The 26555-nt window shown below is 67.3% G+C and carries 24 protein-coding genes; 10 read left to right on the top strand and 14 right to left on the bottom strand.

The features are described 5' to 3' along the window. Window positions 1-75: 75 nt before the first annotated feature. Both rpsF and AB0J62_RS36750 read right to left on the bottom strand, forming a co-directional pair. Window positions 76-366 (bottom strand): 30S ribosomal protein S6, encoded by a 291-nt coding sequence (gene rpsF, locus AB0J62_RS36755; protein ID WP_130386399.1) that lies wholly within the window; start codon window positions 364-366, stop codon window positions 76-78. Window positions 367-563: 197 nt separating this feature from the next. Continuing rightward, the gene (locus AB0J62_RS36750) at window positions 564-1682 is read right to left on the bottom strand and encodes an MFS transporter (RefSeq protein ID WP_363881501.1); all 1119 of its coding nucleotides are present in this window, start codon (window positions 1680-1682) and stop codon (window positions 564-566) included. A gap of 94 nt (window positions 1683-1776) precedes the next feature. Between AB0J62_RS36750 and AB0J62_RS36745 the strand changes: the two genes are divergently transcribed. Further along, window positions 1777-2277, top strand: a complete 501-nt coding sequence (locus tag AB0J62_RS36745; protein WP_363881499.1) for an Lrp/AsnC family transcriptional regulator — start codon at window positions 1777-1779, stop codon at window positions 2275-2277. Window positions 2278-2307: 30 nt separating this feature from the next. Beyond that, complete coding sequence (locus AB0J62_RS36740) at window positions 2308-3111, top strand: deoxyribonuclease IV (RefSeq protein ID WP_134106526.1); 804 nt, start codon at window positions 2308-2310, stop codon at window positions 3109-3111. Here AB0J62_RS36740 and AB0J62_RS36735 read toward each other — a convergent pair. Further along, on the bottom strand, window positions 3104-3646 hold the full coding sequence (locus tag AB0J62_RS36735) for a hypothetical protein (RefSeq protein ID WP_363881496.1): 543 nt from the start codon (window positions 3644-3646) through the stop codon (window positions 3104-3106). The genes AB0J62_RS36740 and AB0J62_RS36735 overlap by 8 nt on opposite strands. 28 nt (window positions 3647-3674) lie before the next feature. Here AB0J62_RS36735 and AB0J62_RS36730 point away from each other — a divergent pair, with 28 nt between their 5' ends. Continuing rightward, the gene (locus tag AB0J62_RS36730) at window positions 3675-4208 is read left to right on the top strand and encodes an NUDIX domain-containing protein (RefSeq protein WP_363881494.1); all 534 of its coding nucleotides are present in this window, start codon (window positions 3675-3677) and stop codon (window positions 4206-4208) included. On the opposite strand, the gene AB0J62_RS36725 is transcribed toward AB0J62_RS36730, so the two are convergent. From AB0J62_RS36725 to AB0J62_RS36715, 3 genes are read right to left on the bottom strand one after another with little or no spacing between them, the layout of a single operon-like run. Further along, window positions 4177-5385: an MFS transporter gene (locus tag AB0J62_RS36725; protein ID WP_363881492.1), complete on the bottom strand. Its 1209-nt coding sequence runs from the start codon at window positions 5383-5385 to the stop codon at window positions 4177-4179. The two genes, AB0J62_RS36730 and AB0J62_RS36725, sit on opposite strands and share 32 nt — an antisense overlap. A gap of 31 nt (window positions 5386-5416) precedes the next feature. Beyond that, window positions 5417-6136, bottom strand: coding sequence for an SDR family oxidoreductase (locus AB0J62_RS36720; RefSeq protein ID WP_363881490.1), 720 nt, complete (start codon window positions 6134-6136; stop codon window positions 5417-5419). Then, entirely contained in the window at window positions 6133-6699 is a 567-nt protein-coding gene (locus tag AB0J62_RS36715) for a TetR family transcriptional regulator (RefSeq protein WP_363881488.1), read from the bottom strand. Before AB0J62_RS36715 ends, AB0J62_RS36720 begins: the two co-directional genes overlap by 4 nt. 119 nt (window positions 6700-6818) lie before the next feature. Here AB0J62_RS36715 and AB0J62_RS36710 point away from each other — a divergent pair, with 119 nt between their 5' ends. The 4 genes from AB0J62_RS36710 to AB0J62_RS36695 all read left to right on the top strand — a co-directional run bounded on the left by AB0J62_RS36710 (window position 6819) and on the right by AB0J62_RS36695 (window position 10726). Further along, entirely contained in the window at window positions 6819-7739 is a 921-nt protein-coding gene (locus AB0J62_RS36710) for an SDR family NAD(P)-dependent oxidoreductase (RefSeq protein ID WP_363881486.1), read from the top strand. A 63-nt stretch (window positions 7740-7802) separates the two neighbouring features. Beyond that, window positions 7803-8933, top strand: a complete 1131-nt coding sequence (locus AB0J62_RS36705) for a peptidoglycan bridge formation glycyltransferase FemA/FemB family protein (RefSeq protein ID WP_363881484.1) — start codon at window positions 7803-7805, stop codon at window positions 8931-8933. Window positions 8934-8937: 4 nt separating this feature from the next. Next, window positions 8938-9939 carry an alanine racemase gene (locus AB0J62_RS36700; RefSeq protein WP_363881482.1) on the top strand — a complete coding sequence of 334 codons (1002 nt, stop codon included), beginning with the start codon at window positions 8938-8940 and terminating at the stop codon, window positions 9937-9939. 64 nt (window positions 9940-10003) lie between these two features. Next, a complete protein-coding gene (locus AB0J62_RS36695; protein ID WP_363881480.1) occupies window positions 10004-10726 on the top strand; it encodes a methyltransferase domain-containing protein in 723 nt (240 codons plus the stop codon). Here AB0J62_RS36695 and AB0J62_RS36690 read toward each other — a convergent pair. Further along, a complete protein-coding gene (locus tag AB0J62_RS36690) occupies window positions 10723-11931 on the bottom strand; it encodes an MFS transporter (RefSeq protein ID WP_363881478.1) in 1209 nt (402 codons plus the stop codon). The genes AB0J62_RS36695 and AB0J62_RS36690 overlap by 4 nt on opposite strands. A 123-nt stretch (window positions 11932-12054) precedes the next feature. Between AB0J62_RS36690 and AB0J62_RS36685 the strand changes: the two genes are divergently transcribed. Continuing rightward, a complete protein-coding gene (locus AB0J62_RS36685; protein ID WP_363881476.1) occupies window positions 12055-12957 on the top strand; it encodes a LysR family transcriptional regulator in 903 nt (300 codons plus the stop codon). Here AB0J62_RS36685 and AB0J62_RS36680 read toward each other — a convergent pair. Beyond that, window positions 12944-14101: an NAD-dependent epimerase/dehydratase family protein gene (locus tag AB0J62_RS36680; RefSeq protein WP_363881474.1), complete on the bottom strand. Its 1158-nt coding sequence runs from the start codon at window positions 14099-14101 to the stop codon at window positions 12944-12946. The two genes, AB0J62_RS36685 and AB0J62_RS36680, sit on opposite strands and share 14 nt — an antisense overlap. Window positions 14102-14257: 156 nt before the next feature. Between AB0J62_RS36680 and AB0J62_RS36675 the strand changes: the two genes are divergently transcribed. Further along, complete coding sequence (locus AB0J62_RS36675) at window positions 14258-14725, top strand: GtrA family protein (RefSeq protein ID WP_363881472.1); 468 nt, start codon at window positions 14258-14260, stop codon at window positions 14723-14725. Here the strand turns inward: AB0J62_RS36675 and AB0J62_RS36670 are convergent. After that, entirely contained in the window at window positions 14631-16862 is a 2232-nt protein-coding gene (locus tag AB0J62_RS36670; RefSeq protein ID WP_363881471.1) for a glycosyltransferase family 2 protein, read from the bottom strand. The genes AB0J62_RS36675 and AB0J62_RS36670 overlap by 95 nt on opposite strands. Continuing rightward, window positions 16838-17737 (bottom strand): NAD-dependent epimerase/dehydratase family protein, encoded by a 900-nt coding sequence (locus AB0J62_RS36665; protein ID WP_363881469.1) that lies wholly within the window; start codon window positions 17735-17737, stop codon window positions 16838-16840. The genes AB0J62_RS36670 and AB0J62_RS36665 overlap by 25 nt, the downstream gene beginning before the upstream one ends. A gap of 254 nt (window positions 17738-17991) precedes the next feature. Between AB0J62_RS36665 and AB0J62_RS36660 the strand changes: the two genes are divergently transcribed. Beyond that, the gene (locus AB0J62_RS36660; RefSeq protein WP_363881467.1) at window positions 17992-21945 is read left to right on the top strand and encodes a GH92 family glycosyl hydrolase; all 3954 of its coding nucleotides are present in this window, start codon (window positions 17992-17994) and stop codon (window positions 21943-21945) included. Between the two features lie 180 nt (window positions 21946-22125). Here AB0J62_RS36660 and AB0J62_RS36655 read toward each other — a convergent pair whose 3' ends face one another. The 4 genes from AB0J62_RS36655 to AB0J62_RS36640 form a co-directional block, all read right to left on the bottom strand. Then, a complete protein-coding gene (locus AB0J62_RS36655) occupies window positions 22126-22440 on the bottom strand; it encodes a hypothetical protein (protein WP_363881465.1) in 315 nt (104 codons plus the stop codon). 47 nt (window positions 22441-22487) lie between these two features. Continuing rightward, the gene (locus AB0J62_RS36650) at window positions 22488-23681 is read right to left on the bottom strand and encodes a mannosyltransferase family protein (protein WP_363881463.1); all 1194 of its coding nucleotides are present in this window, start codon (window positions 23679-23681) and stop codon (window positions 22488-22490) included. Window positions 23682-23794: 113 nt separating this feature from the next. Continuing rightward, window positions 23795-24220: a hypothetical protein gene (locus AB0J62_RS36645; RefSeq protein ID WP_363881461.1), complete on the bottom strand. Its 426-nt coding sequence runs from the start codon at window positions 24218-24220 to the stop codon at window positions 23795-23797. A gap of 70 nt (window positions 24221-24290) precedes the next feature. Next, window positions 24291-26537, bottom strand: coding sequence for a transglycosylase domain-containing protein (locus tag AB0J62_RS36640; RefSeq protein WP_363881459.1), 2247 nt, complete (start codon window positions 26535-26537; stop codon window positions 24291-24293). Between the last annotated feature and the right edge of the window lie 18 nt (window positions 26538-26555).

The following is a 26555-nucleotide window of genomic DNA, read 5'->3' as shown; positions in this document are numbered from 1 at the left end:
TCGGGTGTGGCTGTGTCTACAGCTATTGGTACCGGCCGGTGCCGACAGTACCGATGGCTGCTGACGACCCCAGGTTCAGTGCTGGTCCGGCCGGATGACCTTGGTGCGCAGGATCGACTCGTTCAGCGTGAGCTGACGGTCGAGCTCCTTCACCACCGCCGGCTCGGCGGTCAGGTCGACGACGGCATAGATGCCTTCGGACTTCTTCTTCACGTCATAGGCAAGCTTGCGACGACCCCAGATGTCGAGCTTCTCGACCGTGCCACCTTCCTTGCGGACGATGTTCAGGTACTGGTCGATGGACGGCTCCACGGTGCGCTCATCGAGCTCCGGGTCGAGGATCACCATGACTTCATAACGACGCATGCGCGAACTCCACCTCCTTCGGACTTGGCGGCCACGGTCTCTCCGTGGCAGGAGGGCGATGCGATTGTGCTCCACGCCGACAATTGCCGTCGACGCCAAGCAACGAGCCCGGTCGAGGACCGGGCCACATCCAAGAGAATACCAGCGTCCGGACGGCGCCTTGACCATATCCACAGGTCTGTTGTGATGACTCTGTGTCACGGGGATACGACGATCCGCTCACCGCGACGGAGCACCAGTAGGAGCAACGGTACGGCGAGAATCACCGAGATCACCGCAAGCACGGGGAAGCCGCCGAGCGTGAACAGCCACGGCGAGGTGGCAGTGGCGAGCGCGGAGACCGTCCAGATCGACGATTCCACGCGGCTCTCGAGCTCGGCTGATCCCAGCTGGGCGCTGCCGCCGAGGTAACAGAGGTTCCACGCGTAGCCCAGCAAGAACAGTGCCGGAGTGAAGACCAGTCCGGTCCGCGTGACCAGTACTGCGGCCGCCAGCAACCCGGCTAGCCCTGCCAGCGTGACTACGCGAGGCCCGAAGCGGTCGATGCACCAGCCTGTCAGTGGGGAAAGCGCGAACATCCCCAGGGTGTGGACAGACAACATGACGCCCAGCAGACCGAGTCCGTCGTGGTGCAGGTGCGTGTGGACGGGGACTGCTGTCATCACCGACACCATCACCAACTGCCCCACGACCATGACGCCGGCTGCCAGTAGTACTGAGCGACCGCCCGACACTCGACGGACCTGCCTCACTTCGGTCGCCTTCGTACGCCGGATGTAGGTCGAAGCGACCAGTGCGGAGAAGACGGCAACCAGGGCGAGGAGAAACGGGCCTGCGATCGCCGGGAGACCGAAGCCGGACGCAAAGGACTGAGACGGTGCCATAAGGAACGGTCCGCCTGCAGCGCCGAACGTGCTGGCCCAGATGACCGTGCTCATGGCCCGGGAACGCCGGGAAGGGGGTGCGGCGTCGGCGGCGGCGTACCGGGACAGGAGGCTTGCGGCGTTGCCTACGCCGAGCAGGAACATGCCGACGAAGAGGAGCGTGATCGGTCCGCCCACGGCTGCCAGGACTGTCGACGCTCCCCCGGCGACGCCCACGCCGTACCCGGTCCGGAGGGCTTGGGCGCGTCCGAGGCGAGCTGTCCAGCGGCCGACTGCCATCGCTCCGGCAGCCGTGCCGAGGACACCTGCGGTGTTGGGGAGGCCGGCCAGTGCCGGACCGAGGTCGTCGGCGATCAGGATCGCGCTGACCGCACTGGCAGCGACCATCGCGGCGTTCATCAGGGCGGCGGCGACAACGACTGGGATCAGCATGCCTACCACGCTAGAAAGGCGGACCGCCGCGCTGAATGCTCGAAGGAAGGCGTCTGCCCTTGTGGACGAGCGATATCGAAGGTGTTCTGGGGACATGACCTTTCAGGAGCGCGAACTCGACTCCACCGACTGGCAGATCCTGGCCGCCCTGCAGTCCGACGGCCGGCTGTCGTTCAACCAGCTCGGCAAGCGGGTCAATCTCTCCCCGCCGGCCGTTGCCGACCGGGTACGCCGCCTGGAAGAGGCCGGCGTGATCAAGGGCTACCGCGCCGAGGTCGACCCGGCCCGCGCCGGTCAGCCGCTCTCGGCGTTCGTCCAGATGCGCTGCACGACCGGCCGATGCCTACTGAAGACCACCCGCGCCGAGGACTTCCCGGAAGTACTGGAGATCCACAAGCTCAGCGGCAACTCCTGCTCCATGCTGCGAGTGCGAGTGAGGTCGATGCGGCACCTGGAAGGGCTGTTCGAGCGACTCGGCGAACACGGTGAGATGAACACCCACATCGTGCTGTCCACCGAGTTCGAGGGTCGCCCGGTCCAGCCGCCGAGCGACGACGAGCGGACGGTGACCCGGTCGGCGGGATGGGGTTCCTGAACTGTCCGTGGGGAGTCCTAGGGTGGGGTCATGACTGTGAAGCTCGGTGCGCATGTGGACCAGGAAGACCCGCTGGCGGAGGCGGCCGACCGGGGCGCCGACCTGGTGCAGTTCTTTCTGGGGAACCCGCAGGACTACAAGGCGCCCAAGCTTGCGTACGCCGATGGCGAGGAGGCGCTCAAGACCCGCGCCGCCGCGGCCGGCGTGGATCTCTACGTGCACGCGCCGTACCGGTTGAACGTCGCAAACACGAACAACCGGATCCGGATCCCGAGCCGGAAGCTGTTGCAGCAGACGCTGGACAAGGCGGCCGAGATCGACGTCAAGGGCGTGATCGTGCACGGCGGCCACGTCGGCGACGAGGACGACCCCGAGGCCGGGTTCGACAACTGGCGCAAGTGCATCGAGCGGGCCGAGCTGCCGGTGCCGTTGCTGATCGAGAACACGGCCGGCGGGGAGAATGCGATGGCCCGGCAGCTGGACCGGATCGCGCGGCTCTGGGAGGCGGTGCAGGCGTCGGGCAACGACCGGCTGGAGAACGTCGGGTTCTGCCTGGACACGTGCCACTTCCACGCGGCCGGTGAGGAACTGCCGACGATCGTCGAGAAGGTGAAGGCGATCACCGGGCGGATCGACCTCGTCCACGCCAACGGGTCACGGGACGAGTTCGGCTCGGGTGCGGACCGGCACAGCAACTTCGAGGAGGGTCATATCGACCCGGCCGACATCGTCGCGGTCGTGCAGGCGGCCGGCGCACCGGTCGTCGTCGAGACCCCGAACGCGAACAACGGGCAGAAGGCCGACCTGGACTATCTGCGGGCACACCTCAAGTAGTCGGCGGCTTCGTCCGGTCCAGGCCGTACATCCAGTAGGTCAGGGCCCACGGGAGGACCAGGGCGAGCGCGGCGGTGTTGCTCGACGGTATGAGAAGCCCGCAGATCACGGCGATCGCCATGACCACGGTGCTCAGCTGGAACAGGTCGAAGGGGCCGAGCAGGCGCGTCCGCAGGGTGAGCTTCCCGCGCGCGCAGGCGACGTACGCGGCGACCAGCGTGACCAGGCAGAGGAAGGCCACCACCGCACCGAGCCACGCCAGCGCGCTGTAGGTCTTGTAGGTCTGGAGTATCCCGGAGAGCAGGAAGACGCCGGTCAGGACGGTCAGCCAGGAGCAGGACCACAGGAAGCGGATGATCGTCCGCTGCTGCTTGGCTTCGGCACTCTCCTCGACCTCGGCCTCACGCCCGGTGCCGGCCTCCGCGTCCGGCCCGGTGTCGGCCGCAGGCTCCGAACCGGTCTCGGCCTCGGCTGCCGGGGCCGGCTCGGTGTCGGGGCCCGGCTTGGACTCGGGCTCGGGGTCGGGGTGCGCCATGCGTGCGACGGTAGCGCAGAATGAGGCTATGCAGGCCTGGCCAGAGCAGTTCCCCGAGCTGTTCGCACCCGGTTACTGGGAGTGGGGCGACCTCGATGTCCGGTTCACCGTCGAGAAACCGCCGGACGAACTGATCAGCAACGTCCACGTCGTCTGCCGGACCACCGGCGGAATCGTTGTCTGCGGCAACGATATTGGCTGGCGTTTCCTGCCCGGCGGCACCCGCGAGCCCGGCGAGACGATCGAGGAACTCGTCCGCCGCGAACTGATCGAGGAGGCCGGCGCCCGGCTGACCGGGCCGCTGACCTGGCTCGGCGCCCACCGCGCCGACCACCGCCGGCCTGAGCCGTACCGTCCGCACCTGCCGCACCCGGTCTCGTACTGGGCGAACTTCGTCGCCGACGTCGTCATCGAGCAGGAGCCGACCAACCCCGACGACGGCGAGCAGGTCACCGAGGTGCTGGTGCTGCCGCCGGACGAGGCGGCCGACTACCTCGACGGCCAACCAGGTGGCGTGATGGGCCCGATCGTCAGGCTGGCTCAGGCAAGACAGCTGGTTTAGCGACCCGCCAGGGCAGCAGTACGGCGCTCAGCGTGCAACTGATTCCCGCAACCCACAGCGCGCCCCGAATGCCGATGAGCGTCGCGAGCAATCCACCCAGCGCGATGAACGCGGGCTGCACGCACCGCGAGCTGATCGACCACGCCCCTACCACGCGCGACATGTATCCGTCCTCGGTCTGCTCCATCCGGTACGTCGCGAAGGACGGATTGAACGCCCCCGCGCCGACGAGCAGGCCGATCTCCGCCACCGTGAGCAGCACGAACCCGCCCATCCCGTGCGGCGCCAACGGGAACAGTAGAAGCCAGGGCGCCCGCAGTACGCCGAACACCAGCAGCATCCAGTGCAGTCCGTACCGCCGGGTGAGTCGCGGCGCCATCCGCGCGCCGATCACGCCGCCGATGCAGGAGATGCCGAGGAACACGCCGTAGCTCCACGCCGCCAGCCCGAGATCCCGCAGCATGAAGACGGCCAGCAACGGCGACGTCATCATCACCGGCCCGCCGAAGAGCTGTGAGTTCCAGAACAACGCCCGCAGTCCGCGGTGCCGCAGGATGTACCGCCAGCCCGCGGTGATGTCCGCCTTGCCCTCGCGCTTGACCGGCTCCGGCTCGGGTTGCTGGATCCGGCGGATCCCGATCGCCGACCCGAGGAACGACACCGCATCAACCGCCAGCGTGATGGTCGCGCCGACCAGGCTGACGAGGCCGCCGCCGATCACCGGGCCGATACTCAGCGAAAGCCAGTTCGTCTGCTCGAACCGGCTGTTCGCCTCGGCGCGGCCGGCCGCCGGGACCAGCGCCTTCAGATGCGCACCGCTTGCCGCCTGGAACGCGATCGTCCCGGCCGCCTGCAGCACGCCCGCCACACACAGCTGCGCAAACGTCAGTACGCCGAACGCCGCGGCGACCGGCACCGAGACAAGGGCGACGAACCGCGCGAGGTCCGCCGCGATCATCACCGGCCGCTTCCGCCGCTGCTCGATGAAATCGCCCATCGGCAAGGCGATCGCGGCGCCGGCCAGGGCTGACAACGCAGCAAGCAGCGAGACCTGGAACGTGCTCGAGTCCAGGACGAGCACCGCGACCAACGGCAACGCGCCGAGCCCGACCGCCGATCCGAACGCGCTGACCGTGAACGCAACCCACAACCGACGGAAGTCCCGACCCAAAGACATCCCGCGATCGTAGAAGTAGGCACCGACAGAATCAGCGGAGGTTGAGGCCACCGTCGAGCATGATCACTTCACCGGTCAGGTAGCTGTTGTGGATAACTGCGGAGATCAGGTCCGCGACGTCGGCCGGCTGAGCGGCGCGGCGCATCGGGCTGGCGGTTTTCCACAGGTTTTGCGCGTCTGTCCACGACTCTGTGAGCGGTGTGTCGACGAGGCCGGGTGCGACCGCGTTGACCCGGACCTCAGGTCCGAGAGCGGCCGCGAGCAACTTCGTCACGTGGTTCAGCGCGGCCTTCGAGGCGGCGTACGCGATCGAGCTGCCCTTCGGACGTACGCCGGCGTGGCTCGTCACGTTGACGATGGATCCGCCGGATTCACGCAGCGCCGGGAGGGCCGCCGTACACAACAACCAGGGCGCGATCAGGTTCACGTCGAGCAGTCGTCGCCAATCGTCCGCGGTCAGGCCGTCGAGGGAGGCGTGCGGGACGGGCCAACTGATGCCGGCGTTGTTCACGAGTACGTCGAGACGTCCGTGCTCGCTCAGCACATCCGGCACCAACGCCTGCGCCGCCGTGTCGTCGGACAGATCGGCCTGGTGGTACGAACCGCCCAGCTCGGCAGCGAGCGCCTTACCGGCCTCGTAGCTGGAGCGCGAGTGCACCGCGACGGTCATCCCGTCCGCAGCCAATCGCCGGGCCGTCGCCGCTCCGATGCCGGACGTAGACCCGGTGACCAGCGCGACCTTGCGCGTCACACGCCGTACCGCATGCCGTCGATGAGCAGATTGAGGAGGCGGTCGGCCTGCTCGCGACGGTCGGAGGCTGCCAGTCCGACTCCGGTGAGGCTGATCAGTACGTCGTCGGCGGTGATATCGGAGCGCAGATCACCGGCGGCTGCACCAGCCTCGAGAATCGGCGTGATCGCGCCGACGAGCAGGTCGCGGCTGTGCGCGTACGGGTCCGCTCCGGAGGCAATTACCGCCCGCAGTGCGTCGGCCATCCCCAGCTTGCGGGCCATGTAGTCGATGAAGCGATCCATCCATGCCCGCAGCGCCTCGGCCGGCGGGAGCTTCGCGAGCAGCTCCGCCGCGGCATCGCAGACCGCCGCGAGCTCACTGCGGTATGCCGCCTCGATCAACGCCTCCCGCGTCGGGAAGTGCCGGTACAGGGTGCCGATGCCGACGCCGGCGTCCTTCGCGATGCCCTCGAGCGTCGCCTCCAGCCCGCACTTCGAGAACGAACGCGCAGCGGCGTCGAGGATCTGACCGCGATTGCGCTGGGCGTCCGCGCGCAGCGGACGCTCTCCGGTAGCACTCATGTCCCCTCCCCTCGGGCGTCAAACCTAGCGGAACTTGATAACCGGAGGTGCCTCCGCTTAACTGGAGTTACCGGAGGCTCCTCCGGTTAAGCCTAGCTCGCAGAACAGGACTGTCACTGATGAGCAGATTCACCACTCCCTTCGGATATGCCTCGACAGCGGCCGAGGTGATCTCCGGCGTCGACCTGAGCGGCCGCCGCGCGGTCGTCACCGGCGGCGCGTCAGGAATCGGCGTCGAAACCGTCCGCGCGCTCGCCGGAGCGGGCGCCGAGGTGACGCTGGCCGTTCGCAACACCGCGGCCGGCGAACGCGTCGCCGCGCAGATCATCGAGAGCACCGGCAACAACCACGTGTTCGTCGCTCCGATCGAGCTCGCCGACCCCGCGTCGGTGCGCGCCTTCGCCGACAGCTGGACCGGTTCGTTGCACATCCTGGTCAACAACGCCGGCGTGATGGCCGAGCCGTTGAACCGCACGCCGCAGGGCTGGGAGCACCAGTTCGCCACCAACCACCTCGGCCACTTCGGCCTCGCCCTCGGTCTGTACGACGCACTCGCCGCGGCCGGTGACGCCCGCGTCGTCTCGGTCAGCTCGAGCGCGCACCTGCGCTCCGACGTACAGCTGGACGACCTCCACTTCGAGCACCGGCCGTACGAGCCGTGGGCGGCGTACGGGCAGTCGAAGACCGCCAACATCCTGTTCGCGGTCGAGGCAGCCAAGCGCTGGGCCGCCGCCGGCATCGTCACCAACGCGCTGATGCCCGGCGGGATCCGGACAGCGCTCCAGCGACACATCCCCGAGGACACGCTGAGGCAGTGGGACCAGTACCGCTGGAAGACTGTGGAGCAAGGGGCCGCGACGTCAGTACTACTGGCCGCGTCACCGCTCGTGGAAGGCGTGACAGGCAGGTACTTCGAGGACAACAACGAGGCGCTGCCGAACGTCGAGGGCGAGAACACCGGCGTCGCGGCGTACGCGCTGGATCCGGAGTCGGCCACTCGCTTGTGGGACCTGTCCGAGAAGCTGCTCGCCCAGGTTTGATCAGAAACCGGCTCAGCGAGGGCCGCTATGGTTGCAGCACCTGGGCCGGTACTCTGACCCCCCGTGAGTGACTTCAGCATTCGGACCATCTCGGCCGACGAGCATGCCGCGTACATCGCGGCGCAGCCGGCGGCGAGCTTCCTGCAGACCCCTGGCTGGGCGGCGGTGAAGAGTGAGTGGAAGGCGGAGTCACTCGGCTGGTACGACGCGGCGAACCCGGCGGAGCTCGTCGGCGTAGGACTCGTGCTCTACCGGCAGATGCCGAAGGTGAAGCGGTACCTCGCCTATCTGCCGGAAGGCCCGGTGATCAACTGGGACGCGATCGACCTGGGCGTCTACCTGCGTCCGCTGGCCGCGCACCTGCAGGAGCGCGGCGCGTTCGGCATCCGGATGGGTCCGCCGATCGCGACCCGGCGCTGGACCGCGAAGACGATCAAGGACGCCATCGCCGGCGGTCAGCAGCCGAAGCTCGGCGATGTCCGCCCGGACGTGATCGAGCCGTCCGGCGCGATCGTCACCGAGCAGCTGCGCAAGCTGGGCTGGAAGGCGCCGCGGGTCGCGGAGGGTTTCGCGGCCGGCCAACCGCAGTACGTCTTCCAGGTGCCGCTGGCCGGTCGCAGTGAGGACGACCTGCTCAAGGGCATGAACCAGCTGTGGCGGCGCAACATCAAGAAGGCGGACAAGCTCGGCGTCGAGGTGACGCAGGGCGGACCCGAGGACATCAAGGCCTTCCACGGGCTGTACGTCGAGACCGCGCACCGCGACCATTTCACGCCGCGGCCGCTGCCGTACTTCGAGAAGATGTACGCCGCGATGGCGAACCAGCCGTCGGGCTGCTGTGACTTCCGGATCTACAACGCCCATCACGAGGGCGACCTGGTCGCATCGACGATCTGGGTCCGGGTCGGCGGTCATTCCTGGTACTCCTACGGTGCCAGCTCGGCCGCCAAGCGAGACGTGCGCGGATCGAACGCGGTCCAGTGGCGCATGATGGCGGACGCGCTCGCGGCGGGCGCGTCCGTGTACGACCTACGGGGCATCACCGACACCTTGGACCCGAACGACCCGCACGTCGGGTTGATCCAGTTCAAGACCGGGACCGGCGGCGAGGCCGTCGAGTACGTCGGTGAGTGGGATCTGCCGTTGAACAAGGCGCTCTACACCGCATTCGACCTCTACATGAGACGGCGTTGACACCATGCCCCTAGTCCTGCACGTCGATTCCGATCGATGGCGTGATCACCTGCGTTCCACGTGGAACCCCGACATCGTTCCGGTCGCCAAGGGCAACGGCTACGGGTTCGGGAACCACCGGCTGCTGGCCGAGGCCCGCGCACTCGGCGCGCGGACGGTCGCGGTCGGGACGTACTTCGAGGTCCCGTCGGACCCGCGCGAGGACGTCGTCGTACTGTCGCCGTGGCGGCCGTTCCTCGAGGTGCCGCAGAGCAAGAACGTGATCCACACGGTCAGCCGGCTGGCCGATCTCGTCTCGATCCCGGCCGGCAGCCGGGTGCTGATCGAGGTGATGACCTCGATGCGCCGCCACGGCATCGGGGCCCGCGAGCTGCGGCACACCATGCTGCTGAACGCACTCGATCGGATCCGCTTCGAGGGCTGGTCGCTGCACTTCCCGATGGGCGCCGGCGGTACGTCGGCCAACCTGCGCGAGGCTCAGCAGCTGGCGAAGGCGGCTCTCGACGTCCGCAAGAGCACGCTGTGGGTGTCGCATGTGCCGGCGCAGAAGCTGGCCGATATCGGTCCCGACGTGAAGCTCCGGATGGGCACCGGGCTATGGCTCGGCGACCGCGGTGCGCTGACGGTCCGGGCGACGGTTCTCGACGTCCATTCGGTACGTCGGGGTGAGCGCGTCGGTTACCGGCAGCGCCGGGTCAGCGGGGACGGTCACATCCTGATCGTCTCCGGCGGTACGGCGCATGGCGTCGGCCTGGAGGCGCCGACCGCGGCGGCGAGCGTCCGGCAGCGGGCGATCGCGATGGCAAAGGGCAGCCTGGACGCGGCCGGGATGGCGTTGTCGCCGTTCAGCATCGAAGGCAAGCAGCGCTGGTTCGCCGAGCCGCCGCACATGCAGGCCAGCATGCTGTTCCTGCCGTCGTCGGTGGCGCCGCCGGCGGTCGGCGACGAGGTCGATCTCGACGTCCGGTACACGACCACGACGTTCGACAAGGTGTCGATGGACTAGCACTGGACTGGCGCTGGACTGACACAGTTGACTTCAGGTGCACCTGAAGTTGCAGCGTGAGTTCATGAGCTTTCTGGAGCAGATCGAGGAACGGCCGGATGCGGCCGAGCTGCGTGCGGCGTCGTACCGGCTGCTGGGGCTGAAGCGTGGCGCGACCTGTGTCGATGTGGCTTGCGGTGCGGGGCATGCGGTCGCTGAGCTGGCTCGCAAGGGCCTGAAGGTCACCGGGATCGACGCCGATCCGGACGCGATCGAGGCCGCGCGGGAGCGGGTGCCCGGGGCAATGTTTCACGTGGCACATTCCGATGACCTGCCGCTCGCGGACGGGTCGATGGACGGGTACCGCGCGATGCGCCTGTTCCACCTGCTGGTGGACCCCGCTCCGACCATCGCCGAGGCGCATCGCGTACTGCGTCCCGGCGGGCGGATCGTGGTCGGTGGGCAGGACTACGGCTTCGTGATGATCACGAGCTCCGACCAGGACCTCACCGACGTCATCCGCCTCGGCCTCGAGTCGCACACCGTGTCGCCGCGCGCGACCCGAACCCTCCGCGAGGTGCTCCTCGACGCCAAGTTCTCCGACGTCGAGGTCGTCGTACACACCGAGGTCATCACCGACCACCAACAGCTGGCCCCGCAGCTGAGAGCGGCAGCCGCCGCCGCCGTCGACGAAGCCCTGATCACCAAGGAAGACGCCGACACCTGGCTGGCCGAACAAGCCGCCAGAGCCCGCCGCGGCCACTTCCTCGCCGCGATCCCGACAATCCTCGTCGGCGCCCGCCGCTAGGTCGCCTTCTTCTTGACCGACTGACTCGCGGCGATCACAGCGCCGATCGACAGGATCGCGGCGAAGCCGATCATCGACGGGCGCAGAGCGAACTGGCGGATGACCAGGCTGAACGCGATCGACGGCAGGCCCATGCCGACGTACGCGATCACGAAGTACGTCGCGAGCACGCCCGCTCGCGAGGCCGGTTCGGCGGCGACGACCGCGGTGACGACCGCGCTCTTGAAGAGCAGGCCGGCGCCGCCGCCTGCGAGCCCGGCCGCGACGAGGACCAGCCACAGCGCCGGTCGGTACAGGGAGAGCGCGGTCAAGGCCAGGCCGACCGGGAACATCACCGTGCCGATGAGCAACACCGTGGAGTTCGCGGCCCGGCGCAGGGCCAACTGCGTGACCGCGGACGCCGCGAAACACACGAACGACGCCAGCCCGGCAACGAAGTACGAGGTGATGCCCAACTGCCCGCGCACGATGATCGCCCCGAGCGACGAGAACAGTCCCATCACCGCGAACGCGAAGAATCCCAGTGTCGCCGCCGACCAGAACGCACCCCGCTGACCCTCCCGTACGGCGAAGCGCACGGGCCGATCCTGCTCCGCCAATGCGGTGTCGACCGTCTCCGGCGACGACAGCACCAACAGCAGCAGGACCACCATCAACCCACCGAAGATGACGTACGACGTGCGCACCGGAGCCGGCGCCCATTGCGCCAGCGCACCCGCGACCAACGGCCCGATCGCCAGTCCACCGAGGTTCGAAACAGTCGCAACGAGTGCCGGAAAACCCGACCCGGCGTCCGGACGGACCTCGCGATACAGATCGGTGAGGTACGCCGTCGCGGTCGACGCCATCAGCCCGACCGCGACACCGGTCAGGATCCGCCCGATCAGCAGGCCCGGCAGCTGCGGCCACGCGGCGAGGACCGCGGCCGAGGCGATCCCGGTTGCCAGCGCCGGCAGGATGATCCGGCGCCGGCCGAACCGGTCGGACAGGTGGCCGAGCAGCCGGAAGCTCGAGGCCGCGCCGATCACCATCACCGCGAAGGCGACAGTCACCGTGAACGCACCGAAGTGGTCCGTGACCTGGTAGATCGGCCAGAGCGGCGTCGGCGCCGTGCCGAACGCCATCAGGGTCAGGAAAGCGGTGGCGACGAACCAGAATCCGGTCAAGTGCCGGTTCGTCGTCCGTACGGCGGTAGTCGTACTCATCGGGCGAATGCCTCTCGTCGTGGAATGGTCCACTCGATCCCAACGGGTACGTCTCCGCGGGCGATACCAGCTCTGCAGGGACTACTTCAGATGGATTCCATCTCTGTGGGAGATACTGCCGGCATGGAACTGCGGCATCTCCGGCACTTCGTCGCGCTCGCCGAGGAGCGCAGCTTCACCGCGGCTGCGGCCCGCGAGCACATCGTGCAGTCGGGCCTGTCCACCTCGATCCGGGCACTCGAGAAGGACGTCGGCGCGCTGCTGTTCGTCCGCGGGACCAGGCCGATCCGGCTGACGGCGGAGGGTGAGGCTCTGGTCCCGACCGCTCGCCGTACGTTGGAGGCAGCCGACATCGCGCGGCAGACGGTCCAGGAGGTGCACGGCGTACTGGCCGGGCAGCTGCGGATCGGCGCACTGCAGACCACCGGGCACACGCTTCCGTTCGCGAACTGGCTTGCGGAGTTCGCACTCGCACATCCGCGGGTGGAGATTTCCGTACAACAACTGGCCGCGTCGGAGATGGTCCGGCTGGTGGCCGACGGCGGCCTGGACTGCGCGCTGGTGGCGCTGCTCAACGGCGATCCCGCCGGGCTCGACGTCGTACCGCTGCTCGCCGAGCCGATCGTGCTGGCCTGCCCGGCCGATCACCTGCTGGCGCGCGAGACCGCGGTCGGTCTGGTGCAGTTGGCCGACGAACGGTTCGTCGAGGCTCCGCCCGCGTGGGCGATCCGGTCCGAGATCGATCGAGCGTTCGCGGAGGCGGGCCTGCACCGCCGCATCGCCTGCGTGGTGAACGAATGGAGCATGGTCCTCGACCTCGTCGCGGCCGGTGTCGGAATCGCGCTCGTACCGCAGGGTCTGGATTTCACGCTGCACCCACGATCGACCGAGGCGCTCCGGCTGGTCCCGTTGCAAGGGACCAGCCTGGAACGCCGGGTCGATCTGGTGGTGCCAAGCGGACATGCCGCCACGCCCGCGGCGCGACGGTTCACCGAGTTGGTGAGGTCGAAACTCAGCGCTCCTTGAGGTGGCCCTTCCAGCGGACTGTGGGGAGGAGTGCTGCTGGGTCGACGCGGTCCTTGTTGGCGGAGACGATGTCGAACATCGACTCGATCAGGGTCTCCGAGAGCAGATGCGGCTGCAGGCCCAGGCCGACCAGGCCGGTGTGCTTCACGTTGTAGTAGTGCTCGGCCTGCTCGACGCGCGGGTTGTCGAGGTGCTCGACCTGGACCGGGCCGGGGAAGCACTCCGCGACCAGGTCCGCGAGCTGAGACACCGAGTAGCTCTCGGTCATCTGGTTGAAGACCCGGAACTCGCCGGCGTCGGCCGGGTTCTCCACCGCGAGCCGGATGCACTCGACGGTGTCGCGGATGTCCAGGAAACCGCGGGTCTGCCCGCCCGACCCGTAGACGGTCAGCGGCTCACCGAGCACGGCCTGGATGCAGAACCGGTTGAGCACGGTGCCGAACACGGCGTCGTAGTCGAACCGGGTCGCCAGCCGCGCGTCCTGCACGGTCTGGTCGGTCTGCTGCCCGTACACGACGCCCTGGTTGAGGTCGGTGACGCGCATCCCCCAGATCCGGCAGCCGAACTCGAGGTTGTGCGAGTCGTGCACCTTGCTGAGGTGGTAGAACGAGCCGGGCTTCTTCGGGTAGAGCATCCGGTCCTTGCGCCCGTTGTGCTCGACCTCCAGCCAGCCTTCCTCGATGTCGATGTTCGGCGTGCCGTACTCGCCCATCGTGCCGAGCTTGACCAGGTGGATGTCCGGGTTGGTCTCGGCGATCGCGTACATCAGGTTGAGCGTGCCGACCACGTTGTTGTGCTGCGTGTACACAGCGTGTTCGCGGTCGATCATCGAGTACGGCGCGGCGCGCTGCTCGGCGAAATGCACGATCGCGTCCGGCTCGAACTCGTTCAGTACCCGGTAGACGAAGTCGGCGTCGAGCAGATCACCGACGTACGTCGGCATCCGCTTGCCGGAGACCTCCTCCCAGGCTGCCGCCCGGGTCTCGAGGTCCTCGATCGGGACCAGGCTCTGGACGCCCAGCTCGCGGTCGTATCCGCGGCGGGCCATGTTGTCGAGCACGGCCGTGTCGTGGCCACGGTCGGAGAGGTGCAGTGCTGTCGGCCACCCCAGGTAGCCGTCACCGCCCAGGACGAGTACGCGCACGGCTCGGCCGCCTTCCGTCAGGGAACGTCGTCACAGTCCTTCCTATCCCGAGTACCCGCTCCAGTAACGTGACGGGGGTCATCAAATCGCTGGCAATCGGCTGAGAATTCCGGCCGGACTGCCCTCGGGGACTGCGGAGGTGCAGAATAGGCCCCGATGCGCGCTATCACCAAGACCGGACTCTCCCGCGGCCGATTGTTGCTGTGGGCGAGGTACTCGGCATCCTCCGTGGTCGCAACCGTGGTCAGCCAGTTGGCGTTCGCTCTGTGTTACTGGTTCGGTACTGCGGCGATCGTCGCGACCGTCGTCGCCTGGTTCGCCGGCGCCGTCCCGAACTACGTCCTGAACCGCCGCTACACCTGGGGCCGCAGCGGACAGAAGTTGCCGTACACAATCATCGTGATCGGCTCGGCCGTCACCGCCGCGGTGGTCACCTCGGTGACCGACCACCTGGTCCAACCGATCGAGTCACACGCCTGGAAGACGATCCTGGTCTCGGGCTCCTACCTCGCGACGTACGCGATCCTGTTCATCGTGAAGTTCGTGCTGTTCGACCGGCTGGTGTTCGCCAAGCCTGCGCCCGCCGCCGAGAGCGCCGAAGCACGTACTCCCGTAACCACGTAGTCGTCATCACCCGCCCGTAGTTCGCGCCGTACACCAGGCCTGGGCCCTTCTTGCTGCTTCCGTCGCCGCGCCGGCGCATCGTCATCGGCAGCTCGACCACGCGGGCGCCGATGGCCAGCGCACCGAGCAGCAACTCCGACGACTGGTACTGCGGCTCGCGCAGCGTGACCGCGGTCGCCAGCCCGGACCGCATCGCGCGGAACCCGAACGACGTGTCGGTCAGCTTGCGCCGGGTCAGGATCGACGCCAGCACCGCGAAGACCCGTACGCCGACCCAGCGCAGCCGGCTGTCCGCATCCTCCGCTCCGAGCCGTCGTGAACCGGTGACGAAGTCGGCCCGGTCGGTCAGGATCGGCTCGAGCAGTACTTCGAGCTCGCTGTTGTCGTACTGCCCGTCCGCGTCCGTCGTGACGACGTACTCCGCGCCGCCCGCGGCCGCGAGGTTGTAACCGAGCCGGAGCGCGGCACCCTGACCACGGTTGCTCGGGGCAACACAAACGAAAGCCCCGTGTTCACGGGCGATCTCGGCAGTGTCGTCGGTCGAGCCGTCCACAACCACGAGTACGTCGACGGGCAGGCCCGCGCAGGTCCTCGGCATGTTCGTCAGCACCTGACCGATCCCGCCGGCCTCGTTGTACGCCGCGATGACTACGACGACCGGAGCGAACTCCTTCGTGCCGAAGTCCTTTACGGCAAGGGAATCCACGGTGTCCGGGTAGTCCGCCATCGCAGGGCGAGCCTGGTCCTTGCCCAGCACCGCACGTAGTCCGATGGCCCCAGCCAGTGGGAAGAACACCAGACCGGGCAGTTGGTAGCGCCATGAGAACTCAAAGGCCGCTGACCCGAGCAAGAGGATCACACCAGCCGCAACCGGCAACAGGGCGGCCGAGCGGAGACCTGACGTCTTTGCCCGTCCCAGCCCGGCTACCGCGGCCAGAGCGATCAGGGCGTACAGACCGAGCAGCGCGCCGGACGTGTAACCGCCGTGGAGTTGGTACGCGCGCAGGATGACCGCAGGCACATGGGCGACGTGTGGCTCCGACCCGCCCCATTTCACCGCGGCTTTCGCGGTGTTCGGGTCGTTGAGGTTCGGATAGCTGAGCTGGAACTGCCAACGGCTCAGCGGTACGTCGTTGGGCGAGCTGGTTCGAGTCGGCGCGAAACCCTTCGCGAAGTCCTTCAGCGCGGCCCATGTGACGTCGAGCGGCTGGTGGGTGATCACAAGGTGCGCGAACTCGGTGGCGAGCTGGCGCTTCGTCGTACCGGGTGGAAGCGGGCCGGGCCAGTTCGGGTCGCCGTAATGGTTGTGGGCGTACTTGTCCACGCCCAGGCGCGCCCCGAGCGGTTCCTTCGGGCAGAACAGCCGCGTCCCGTCGTTGAGCGGCAGCTTGGCGCAGTTGGCGACCGTGGCGGTCCGTCCGTACAGGATCTGGTTCTCGGCGCCGGTGAAACCCCAGCGGCCGGTCTCACCGTGGTAGTAGCCGACGTACGCCGCGAAGACGACAGCGAATCCCGCTACAGCCGCCGCAGTACGCCGTACGACGTCCATGCGGCGTTTGCGCCAGGCGTTGCCGACCACGACGAGGTAGAGCACCACTGCGATCAGCAGCACCATGCCGATCGCGCGGACCGTGAACGCGGCGCCGATCAGTACGCCGACGACCGCGGCACGCTTCCAGCCGGGCACGCGGCCCAGGAGCAGCCAGAGGATGGCCACCAGGATCACGTCGAACGTGGTCTCGGCCATGATGTTCTGCTCGATCTGCACTTGGTAGGCGTCGAGCAAGAGAGGCGCGGCGGCCACTGCGGCCAGCCAGCGGTACACGGTGAGTCTTCGAGCCAGTGCGTAGATCGCCACGCCCAGGAGCAGTCCGACGAGGTGCTGGACGATCACTACGAAGGTCAGCCCACTGATCCAGACCAGTGGGCCGAGCACGAAGTCGTAGCCGATGGGGTTGAGCTGGTCAGGGCTCAGCTTCCCCATGTTGGTGAGGTACTGCACCGAGTCCGTGTAGACGATCGCCGGCCGATAGGCGACGGTCGCAAGCACCCGCAGTACGACACCAAGCGTCAGAAAGACGACCAACAGCCAGTGCCGCCGAATGACCGCCTTCACTGGTTCTTGAAGTACTGCCACGTCCGTTCCAGGCCCTCTTCCAGCGTGACCGTCGGCTTGTAGCCAAGGTCGTTGGCGATGTCCACAACCACTGCCGGCATCTCACCGGCAGGTGCTTCGATGTGTTCCGCCGGCACCGGACGCCCGGTGACCGCACACACAGTCTCGATCATCTCCAGCACCGACACCGACCGCCCGGACCCGATGATCGCGCGGCCGTCGTACTTGCTGTCGAGCGCCAGCAGGATCCCGCTCACCACATCGTCGATGAACACCAGATCCCGCCGCTGTGCGCCGTCGCCGTACACCTTCACGCCGGTCCCGTTCAGTGCCGCGCGCATCATCCGCGGCACGAAGCTGTCCTTGTGCGACATCCCAGGCCCGTAGACGTTCGTGAACCGCAGCGCCGCGGTCGCCATCCCGTAGCTGCCGGAGTACGCCGAGAGCAGCATCTCGCCCGCGGCCTTCGTCGCGCCGTACGGCGTCAGCGGCCGCAGCGGCAGGTCCGCGGTGATGGTCGACGTACCGACGTCACCGACGACCGCGTTCGTGGACGCGAGCACGAACCGGTCGACGCCGCTGCCGCGCGCCAGCTCGAGCAGCACCTGCGTGATGGTGACGTTCTGCGCGAAGGTCTGCATCGGCGCATCCACCGACCGCAACACCGACGTCAACGCAGCCAGGTGCACGACCGCGGTCGGCCGGGTCTCGAACGCCGCTACGCAGGTCTCCTGCTCGGCCAGGTCACCGGTCACCACGTGCACCCCCTCGTCCCACGACGGGGGCGGCGGCTCCCGATCCACCGCCGTCACGGGCACTCCACGCTCCCGCAACGCGGCCACCACGGCCCGCCCGATGAATCCGGCCGCCCCGGTGACCAGCACACGATCGTCCATGGCTTCAACCTACCGCCGGGGTGTCGATCCACCATCATGCGTGGACAGTGCGCTACGAACTATTGACCGGGGGTTACGAAGCTGGGCAGGATCACCCCGGGCGCGGGCTGACAACCTTGTCATCGGGGCCGCGCATCCACACCGGGGGGACAGCTGTCGGCCCCGGTCCGGCCGTGCAAGGAGCGTAGATGGATCTCCGCCGCCCACTGGGGCTCGTCGCGTCTCTCGGACTGATTGTGACAATGTCTACTTCCATGACGTCAGCTCATGCCGTCCCTCCGGCCACCGTGGCTGACCAGCCTGTGGTGAGCGGGTCGTCCTTCTTCACCTCCTTCGAGCCGGGCCAGCCGCAGCCGGGCTACACCGATGCCGTCGAGACCGGCCCGGACGGGAAGCCCCGCACCGAGGGCGTGCGCGGCCCGACGCCGACGGGGATCGGCGGCAGTGAGATGGACAAGGTCACCAAGGTGACCGCGAACGGCGAGAACACCGGTGGCGGGGAGATCGCCACCAACGCTGCAGACGGTGACAAGTTCACCAAGTGGCTGGTGTTCGAGCCCACCGGCTGGCTGGTCTACGAGACCTCGGCCCCGGTCGTGATCCGCAAGTACGCGCTGACCTCGGCGAACGACGCCGACGGTCGCGACCCGCAGAACTGGACCGTCTCCGGTTCGAACGACGGCACCGCGTGGACCACGCTGGACACGCAGACCGGTCAGAGCTTCGAGAACAGGTTCCAGACCAAGGAGTACAGCTTCTCCAACGAGACGGCGTACAAGTTCTTCAAGCTGGACGTCACGCTCAACCACGGCGAGGACATCGTCCAGCTCGCCGACTGGTACCTCTCGAACGGCGCCCCGCTGCCGCCACCCGGACCGGTCGCCGAGTCGCAGCTGGACTCCGGCCCGACCAGTGCGTACAACGCCCGCGCTCGCGTCGGCTTCACCGGCGTCAAGTCCTTCCGGTACGCCGGACACCAGGACAGCAGCGGCCGCGGCTACACGTGGAACAAGATCTCCGACGTGGACCTCAAGGTCGGCAAGGACACCCGCCTGTCGTACAAGATCTTCCCCGAGCACGTCGAGGGTGACCTGAGCTACCCGAGCACGTACGCCGCGCTCGACCTCGCGTTCGACGACGGCACGTACCTGAGCGATCTGAAAGCCAAGGACCACCACGGGTTCACGCTCAGCCCGCGTGGCCAGGGCGACTCCAAGGCGCTCTACACGAACCAGTGGAACAACGTCGAGGCCGACCTCGGCGCGGTCGCCGCCGGTAAGACGATCAAGCGGATCCTGGTCGGGTACGACAAGCCGTCCGGCCCGGCCGACTTCCGCGGCTGGCTGGACGACATCCGGATCGCCGCCGCGATCAACCCCGACCGCGCGGCGCAGAAGACCGCGGCCAAGCACCCGTCGGACCTCGCGCTGACCACCCGCGGCTCGAACGCGACCGGCGGTTTCTCGCGCGGCAACAACTTCCCGGCGACCGCCGTACCGCACGGCTTCAACTTCTGGACGCCGGTGACGAACGCCGGCTCGACGTCCTGGCTGTACGACTATGCCAAGGGCAACAACGAGGACAACAAGCCGACCATGCAGGCGTTGTCGATCAGCCACGAGCCCAGCCCGTGGATGGGTGACCGGCAGACCTTCCAGGTGATGCCGTCGACCGCCGACACCCCGACCGCGGACCGCAAGGCGCGGGCCTGGTCGTTCAGTCACGACAACGAGGTCGCCAGGCCGTACTACTACGGCGTCACGTTCGACAACGGCAACGCGGCCGAGATCGCGCCGACCGACCACGCGGCGATGCTGCGGTTCAGCTTCCCGGCCGGCAAGGCGTCGCTGATCTTCGACAACGTCAACAACAGCGGCGGGCTGACCCTCGACCCGGCGACCGGCGTGGTCACCGGGTTCACCGACATCAAGAGCGGTCTGTCGACCGGCGCCGGACGGCTCTTCGTGTACGGCGTCGTGGACCAGAAGGTAATTGCCTCGGGCAAACTTGCGAACGGCGGTGGTCCGGACGTCGGCGGGTACTTCATGTTCGGCGCCAAGACCACCCAGGTGCAGCTGCGGATCGCGACCTCGCTGATCGGCACCGCGCAGGCACGGAAGAACCTCGAGCTCGAGCTTCCGGCCGGATCCAAGTTCAACAAGGTCAAGGACGCCGCGCAGGCGCAATGGGACAAGAAGCTCAGCACGATCGAGGTCGAGGGCGCGACAGCTGACCAGCTGACCACGCTGTACTCGAACCTCTACCGGCTGTTCCTCTACCCGAACAACGGCTCCGAGAACACCGGCACAGCGTCGAAGCCGGTGATCACCTACGCGTCGCCGACGTCGCCGAAGGTCGGCGCCGACACCCCGACCACGACCGGGTCGAAGATCGTCGCGGGGCAGACGTACGTGAACAACGGCTTCTGGGACACCTATCGCACGGTGTGGCCGGCGTACTCGCTGTTCTCCCAGGACGACGCGGCCGCGCTCGTGAACGGGTTCGTCCAGCAGTACAAGGACGGCGGCTGGATCTCCCGCTGGTCGTCCCCCGGCTACGCGAACCTGATGGTCGGTACGTCGTCCGACGTCGCCTTCGCGGACGCGTACCTCAAGGGCATCAAGGGGATCGACGTCCAGGCGGCGTACGACGCGGCGGTGAAGAACGCGTCCGTCGTACCGCCGTCCCAGAACGTGGGTCGCAAGGGCATGGATCTGTCCACGTTCAACGGCTACACGGCCAACACCACCGGTGAAGGCTTCAGCTGGTCGATGGACGGCTACATCAACGACTTCGGCATCGCGAACATGTCGAAGGCCCTGTACGACCAGGCGAAGAAGAACGACCCGCGCAAGCAGGAGTACCTGGACAACTACAAGTACTTCCTGAACCGGGCCCGCAACTACGTCACGCTGTTCGACCCGACCGTCGGCTTCTTCCAGGGCAAGGGACCGGACGGCGTCTGGGGCAACTCGCCCAGCACGTTCGACCCGCAGGACTGGGGCCACGACTACACCGAGACCAACGCGTGGAACATGGCGTTCTCGACGCCGCAGGACGGGGCCGGCCTAGCCGCGATCTACGGCGGCCGCGACGGGCTCGCGAAGAAGCTCGACGAGTTCTTCAGCACTCCCGAGGACGCACTGCACACCGGTGGGTACGGCGGCACGATCCACGAGATGCTCGAGGCCCGCGACGTCCGGATGGGTCAGTACGGGCACAGCAACCAGCCGTCGCACCACATCACCTACATGTACGACGTGGCGGGACAGCCGTGGAAGACGCAGGAGAAGGTGCGCGAGGTGCTGTCCCGGTTGTACACCGGCTCGGAGATCGGGCAGGGGTACCCGGGTGACGAGGACAACGGCGAGATGTCGTCCTGGTACCTGTTCAGCTCGCTCGGCTTCTACCCGCTGCAGGTCGGTTCACCGACGTACGCGATCGGTTCGCCGCTGTTCACGAAGGCGACGGTCCGGCTGGCCGGCGGCAAGAAGCTGGTGATCAGCGCACCGCAGAACTCGTCGAAGAACATCTACGTCAAGAGCGTTCGCGTCAACGGCAAGCCGTGGACGTCGACCGCCTTGCCGCACGAGCTGATCGCGAACGGCGGCAAGATCGACTTCGAGATGACCGACCAGCCGACCAAGTGGGGCACCGGCCGGAACGACGCGCCGCCGTCGATCACCAAGCCCGGCGAGGACCCGATGACGTGGCGCGACTCGACCTCCGACACCGGCGCGGTGATCGGTGCGGGTGGTGCTGATGTCTCCGCGCTGATCGACAACGACTCGAAGACGCAGGTCACCCTGACCGGCGCTCAGCCCACCGTCACGGTCGCCCTGCCGCAGGGCCGCCCGGTCGGCATGTACACGCTGACCAGCGGCACCACCGGTACGGCGCCGTCCGCGTGGACGCTGGAGGGGTCGAACGACGGCACGACGTGGTCCACGGTGGATCGCCGCAGTGGCGAGACGTTCGCGTGGGCGTCGTACACGAGGTCCTTCAGCATCGCGTCTCCCAAGGCGTACACGCAGTACCGCCTGGTGCTGACCCCGGCGGCGGGCGCTGACGGCGTCACGCTCGCCGAGATCGAGCTCCTCGGGACGCTGAAGGGCGTCGAGACCGGCACGCACCCGAGCGACAAGCGCGTCGCCGAAACGAAGCCGAGCCCGACACCGTCACAGTCCATCGACCGCAACTGGGGCTGACGGCATGACGCGAGGGCGGCGGCTGTGCCGTCGCCCTCGGTGTGGATTACCCGACGGAGCCTGCCCCTGAAAGGTTCCGCCGGAGATCTGGTGTGACGAAGTGTGATGAGGGGTGGCGGTCCCCGCCCGGACTGCCACCCCTTCATCTCTAACGACGCTCGAACCCTCCCGAGGGTTGCCTCACCGCAAAACAGTCCACATGTCGGACATCGTCAGGAACCAGACCAGATTCACGGCCACGACTCCGGCCGTGGCGAGGACCGTGAACGCCCATCCGAGCCCGGCCCGCAGCGCCAGCACCGGGAGCGCCAGCGCGGTCGCCACCCCGCCCAGCTGTACGGCGAACAGAGCGCCACCGGTCTCAGCCGCACAGCTCACCGCGGTGGGAGCGCAGAGTGGGGCGCCGACCTGCCTCATCATCGCGTACGCGACACCTGCCACCACACCGACGAAGGCCGCCTGCACCGTGACCCTGCCGATCGTCCGGCCATCCATAGGATCACGCTAAGGACGCAGCGCGCGGAGTGCCTGAGCAGAACTACTCAGCCGGACCAGCGGCCGGTGAAGAAGCCTGCCGCCCAGATGCCGGCCAACGGTATGGCCACGGCCAGGTAGAGCCGGCCGATCCAGGGCCTCCGCCGGGCCAGGACGGCCAGGCCGATCCACAGCGGCCACATGAGCAGGGTGGCCCGGGTGAGTGAGTAGATCCAGAACGACGTACAGAACGCGCCGACGGTCGCGGCGACCCAGGCGGCCTCACCCCAGGACCGGCGCCAGAACAGCCAGACGAGGAGCAGGAGCAGGGCGAACAGCGCGACCAGCTCAGCGCGGAACATCCAGGTCCAGTCGCTGTGGTCCGGCGAGAAATGGCCCCTGCTCGCGGCCTGGAACGTGTGCTCGAGCGAGATCCACGGCCAGGTGAACTCGCGCGCCCAGCCCTTCTCCTGCGCCTCCTGCCAGGCGAACCACGAGCCGTGGATCTGCTTCAGGTACGCCATGAACCCGAGCACCGGTACGGCGGGCAACGCCAACCAGGGCAGCGACAGCCAGTCACGCTTCTTCGAGGTGACGAACTCGACGAGCAGCGCGAAGATCAGGAAGATCCCGGACACGCGCACCGTCGACGCCAACGCGACGAAGACGGCCGCCCGGGCCCAACGCCCCTGCCGCGCGGCCAGCCACGCAGGGAAGGCGAACGCACAGAACAGCGCCTCCGTGTACCCCGCGGCGAGGAAGACACCGACCGGAGCGCCGTACCAGAACATCGCCGCGTTGGGGCCGATGCCCTTCAGCTCCGGGAACTCGTACTGCGCCAGCCGCGCCAGGTATACGCCCGCGAACGCACTGGCGACCGCGGAGACCACGAGGCCCGCGCCGACGTACCCGATGCCTGTGTAGCTGACGAGCCGGACCAGCAACGGGAAGCCCGGGAAGAACGCGGCCAGCGGGGCGCCGGACGGCTCTCCGTGGTTGTAGCCGAACTCGGCGACCGCCTTCAGGTGCCAGACGTCCCACTGCAGCCAGGCATGCCAGACATTCGGATAGTCGTTGCCCCGGTTGAACAGCAGCGGCGCCGAGACCGACAGCACGAACAGAGCGATCCGGCTGACCAGCCACCACCCCAGCACCTCGCGGGCCTGGGCCGTCGGCATCCACCGCTGCCAGCCGACGCCGTCCACCCGGGCCCGCCGAGCCCGCCCCGGCTTGGGGTCACCGGCGGCCGTGCGCTCAAACACGCGCACACCACCACACACCACAGTCCGCCCGAGTCACGCCTCTATCGTCTCCCACATCGAACCGGCCGACGCCACCCATGGGCTCCGGCCGGTCCCCCGGTCGACGCGCCGCCCTATCTCCAGAAGTTGTACTGGTCCCCACACGCGTTGTAGCCATCAATCAGGGAGCAGACCGTTATGCGGATTCGGTCGATGCCTCCGACGCGGTTCGGATCACCGATAGCAAAGGGAGGAAAATCGATAAGATGCACGTTAGGTCCCACGCTTCCCGCCGCCGTGTCGACCTTCGTCGTGCCTGCAAAGGCTTCGTAGGTGGCTGTCGTGTACCAGGTGGCATTCGTCGGATGGTCAAGCCACGCACGAAGTGTGGCGGTTCGATTGTTCCAGACTATGGTTCCGCCGGTTTCTCCCGTGCCAGGGCAGCTCACATCCTGGCAGGCATAGAACTCTTTGTCGGTGGCGTTGGCAGGTGTTGCGTTGGTCAGAAGAGTGAGCGGCAACAGCACCGCTGCGATCAAAGCACCGATCCGATGACGCATGATGAGAAGTCCCCTCCGCAAAGGCCAGGATTGCGACCAGCAATCGCTTTCCAGGTGACCGTACCAACAATCACTGTCCGCCACCCGGTGCTCTCGGAGTGTCGGTTGGTTTGGTCGGACCGCCGGTTGGGAGGGTCGGAATGACCGGCGTCGTCGTGCGAGTCGGTTTGGTCTTCGTCGGCGTGTTCGTCGGGGTGTTCGGAGGCGGTGTGTTGGTCGGCGGCGTGCTCGGCGGAGGTGTGCTCGGGGGCGGGGTGTTGATCGGCGTGCTCGGCGGCGGGGTGCTCGACGGCGTACTGGTGGGCGTCGGGCTGCCCTCGCTGACGGCATCGCCGCTAGGCTCCGCGAAGTCTGCCGGCTGGGTACCGTCGAGGGCCTTCGTCATGAACGCGAGCCAGGTCTTCAACGGCCACGTACCGCCGAAGAACGCCTTTTCGTCGGTGTAGTCGTCCAGATTGCTTTCGCCGGTCTTGCCGGCCCGATACACGACAGACGTGGACAGGTCAGGTGTGTACCCGGTCCACCAGGAGGTCAGCGTCGCGGAACCGTCCTTACAACCGCCACATGCCTTGTTCTTCGCCCGGTCCTCAACGGCGACTCCGCCCGCAGTACCAGTCTTGCCTGCTACCGGACGATCCAGGTCCTTCGCGCCGGTACCCGTTCCCTTCTTCACTACGTCCTGCAGCACGTAGTTGACCATCCTGGCGGTCTCGACCGGGATCGCCTGCTTCTGCTGCTTCTCGAGGCTCTTGTCCGACCAGAGCACTTTGCCGTCCGGCCCCTTCACTTCTTTGATGGTGTGCAGCGGGGCGTACTTTCCGTCGGCCGCGAAGGTCGCATAGGCCTCCGCCATGTCAACTGCCGACGCGTAGGGATCCGGACCGAGAACGGTCGACGGGTTCTGCCGGCCGGCCTCAAGGTACTTCGTCTTCGGGATCCCCGCCGCTTCGGCGACGTTGACGAGCTTGTCCGGCCCGTTGTCCATCTGATTGTCGACCAGGTCGTAGAAGGCGGTGTTGATGGATTGCTCGGTGGCTTTGAGCAGGCTCACATCGCCGTAGTCCTGATTGAACTCGTTGTTCAGCTTCAGACCCTGGATCTCGATCGGACTGTCACCCTGGAGCGTGTCCCAGATCGATTTCCCGTCCTCCAGCGCGGCAGCCAAAGCAAAGGGCTTGAATCCGGAGCCCGGTCTGGCCTTGCTTGTTGCCCAGTTCAACTGACTCTTCAGATAGTCCGGCCCGCCGTACATCGCGACCAGTTCCCCAGTGCCCGGTTTCACCGACGCCATACCGACGTGCAGGTTGTCGCGCTTGTCGGGCAGCTCGTTCTCGGCGGCCTCGACGATCCGCTGCTGCTGGTCGTAGTTGAACGTAGTCGTCACCCTCAGGCCGCCACCGCTGATGGTGTCCTCGTCGAAGCCTCGCTGCAGGAGCTCCTTCCGGGCCATGTCGAGCAGGAAGCCGGACGCGCCTTTGTAGCGGTTGCCCTTCTTCTTCTGATGGGTCAGATCAGGCAACGACTTCCCGTACCGCGCCTCCTGCGCTTCCGTGATCGTGCCGTTCAGCCGCATTCCGTCCAGAACGTAGTGATACCGCTCGACGATCCTCTTCTTGGTGCGCGGGTCAGTGTCATTCACGTCGAAGAGAGTCGGGTTGTTCAGCACCGTCGCGAGTAAGGCAGCTTGCTGCACCGACAGCTTCCGCGGGTCGGGCTGGCTGAAGTAGGCATCGCCGGCTGCCGAGATGCCGTAGGCACCTTCACCGAAATAAACGGTATTGAGGTAACCCTCGAGGGTTTTGCTCTTGTCCTGCTGCCGACCGAGTTTCGTGGCGATGAACAGTTCCTTGATCTTCCGGCCGACTGTTCGCTCCTGGGTCAGGTACATGACCTTGACGTACTGCTGGGTGATCGTCGAGCCGCCCTGTAGTTGCTCACCGCGCGCGATGTTCACCGCCGCGCGGAGCATGCCGGACGGCGAGATGCCCGGGTTGGTCCAGAATGTCCGGTCCTCAGCAGCTATGACCGAGTCTTGTACTTGCTTGGGAATCTGGGCCAGCGGCACCGAATGCCGGTTCTGGTCGTAGAAAGTACCCAGCGCGCGGGAGCCGTTGTCCCACGTCACGGTGGTCGTGTTGGTGGCGAACTCTTTGTTCGGGTCGGGGATCTTTGTCGTCTGGTAGACGATGAAGAAGGTCGCGACCGCGCCGATGATGCCGAGGAAGACGAGCGCGGCGAGCCAGCCGAGAATGCGGACCGCCCAGTGCCTCTTCTGCCGACGGCGGGCCGGGGCGGCCTTCCTACGAGCTTCACTCACGCTGCAATCCTCGACGAT

The organism is Kribbella sp. NPDC049584 (assembly GCF_040675555.1).
Lineage (GTDB): Bacteria > Actinomycetota > Actinomycetes > Propionibacteriales > Kribbellaceae > Kribbella.
Note: the sequence above shows the minus strand (reverse complement) of the source record. Positions and strands in the feature narration are given on the sequence as shown.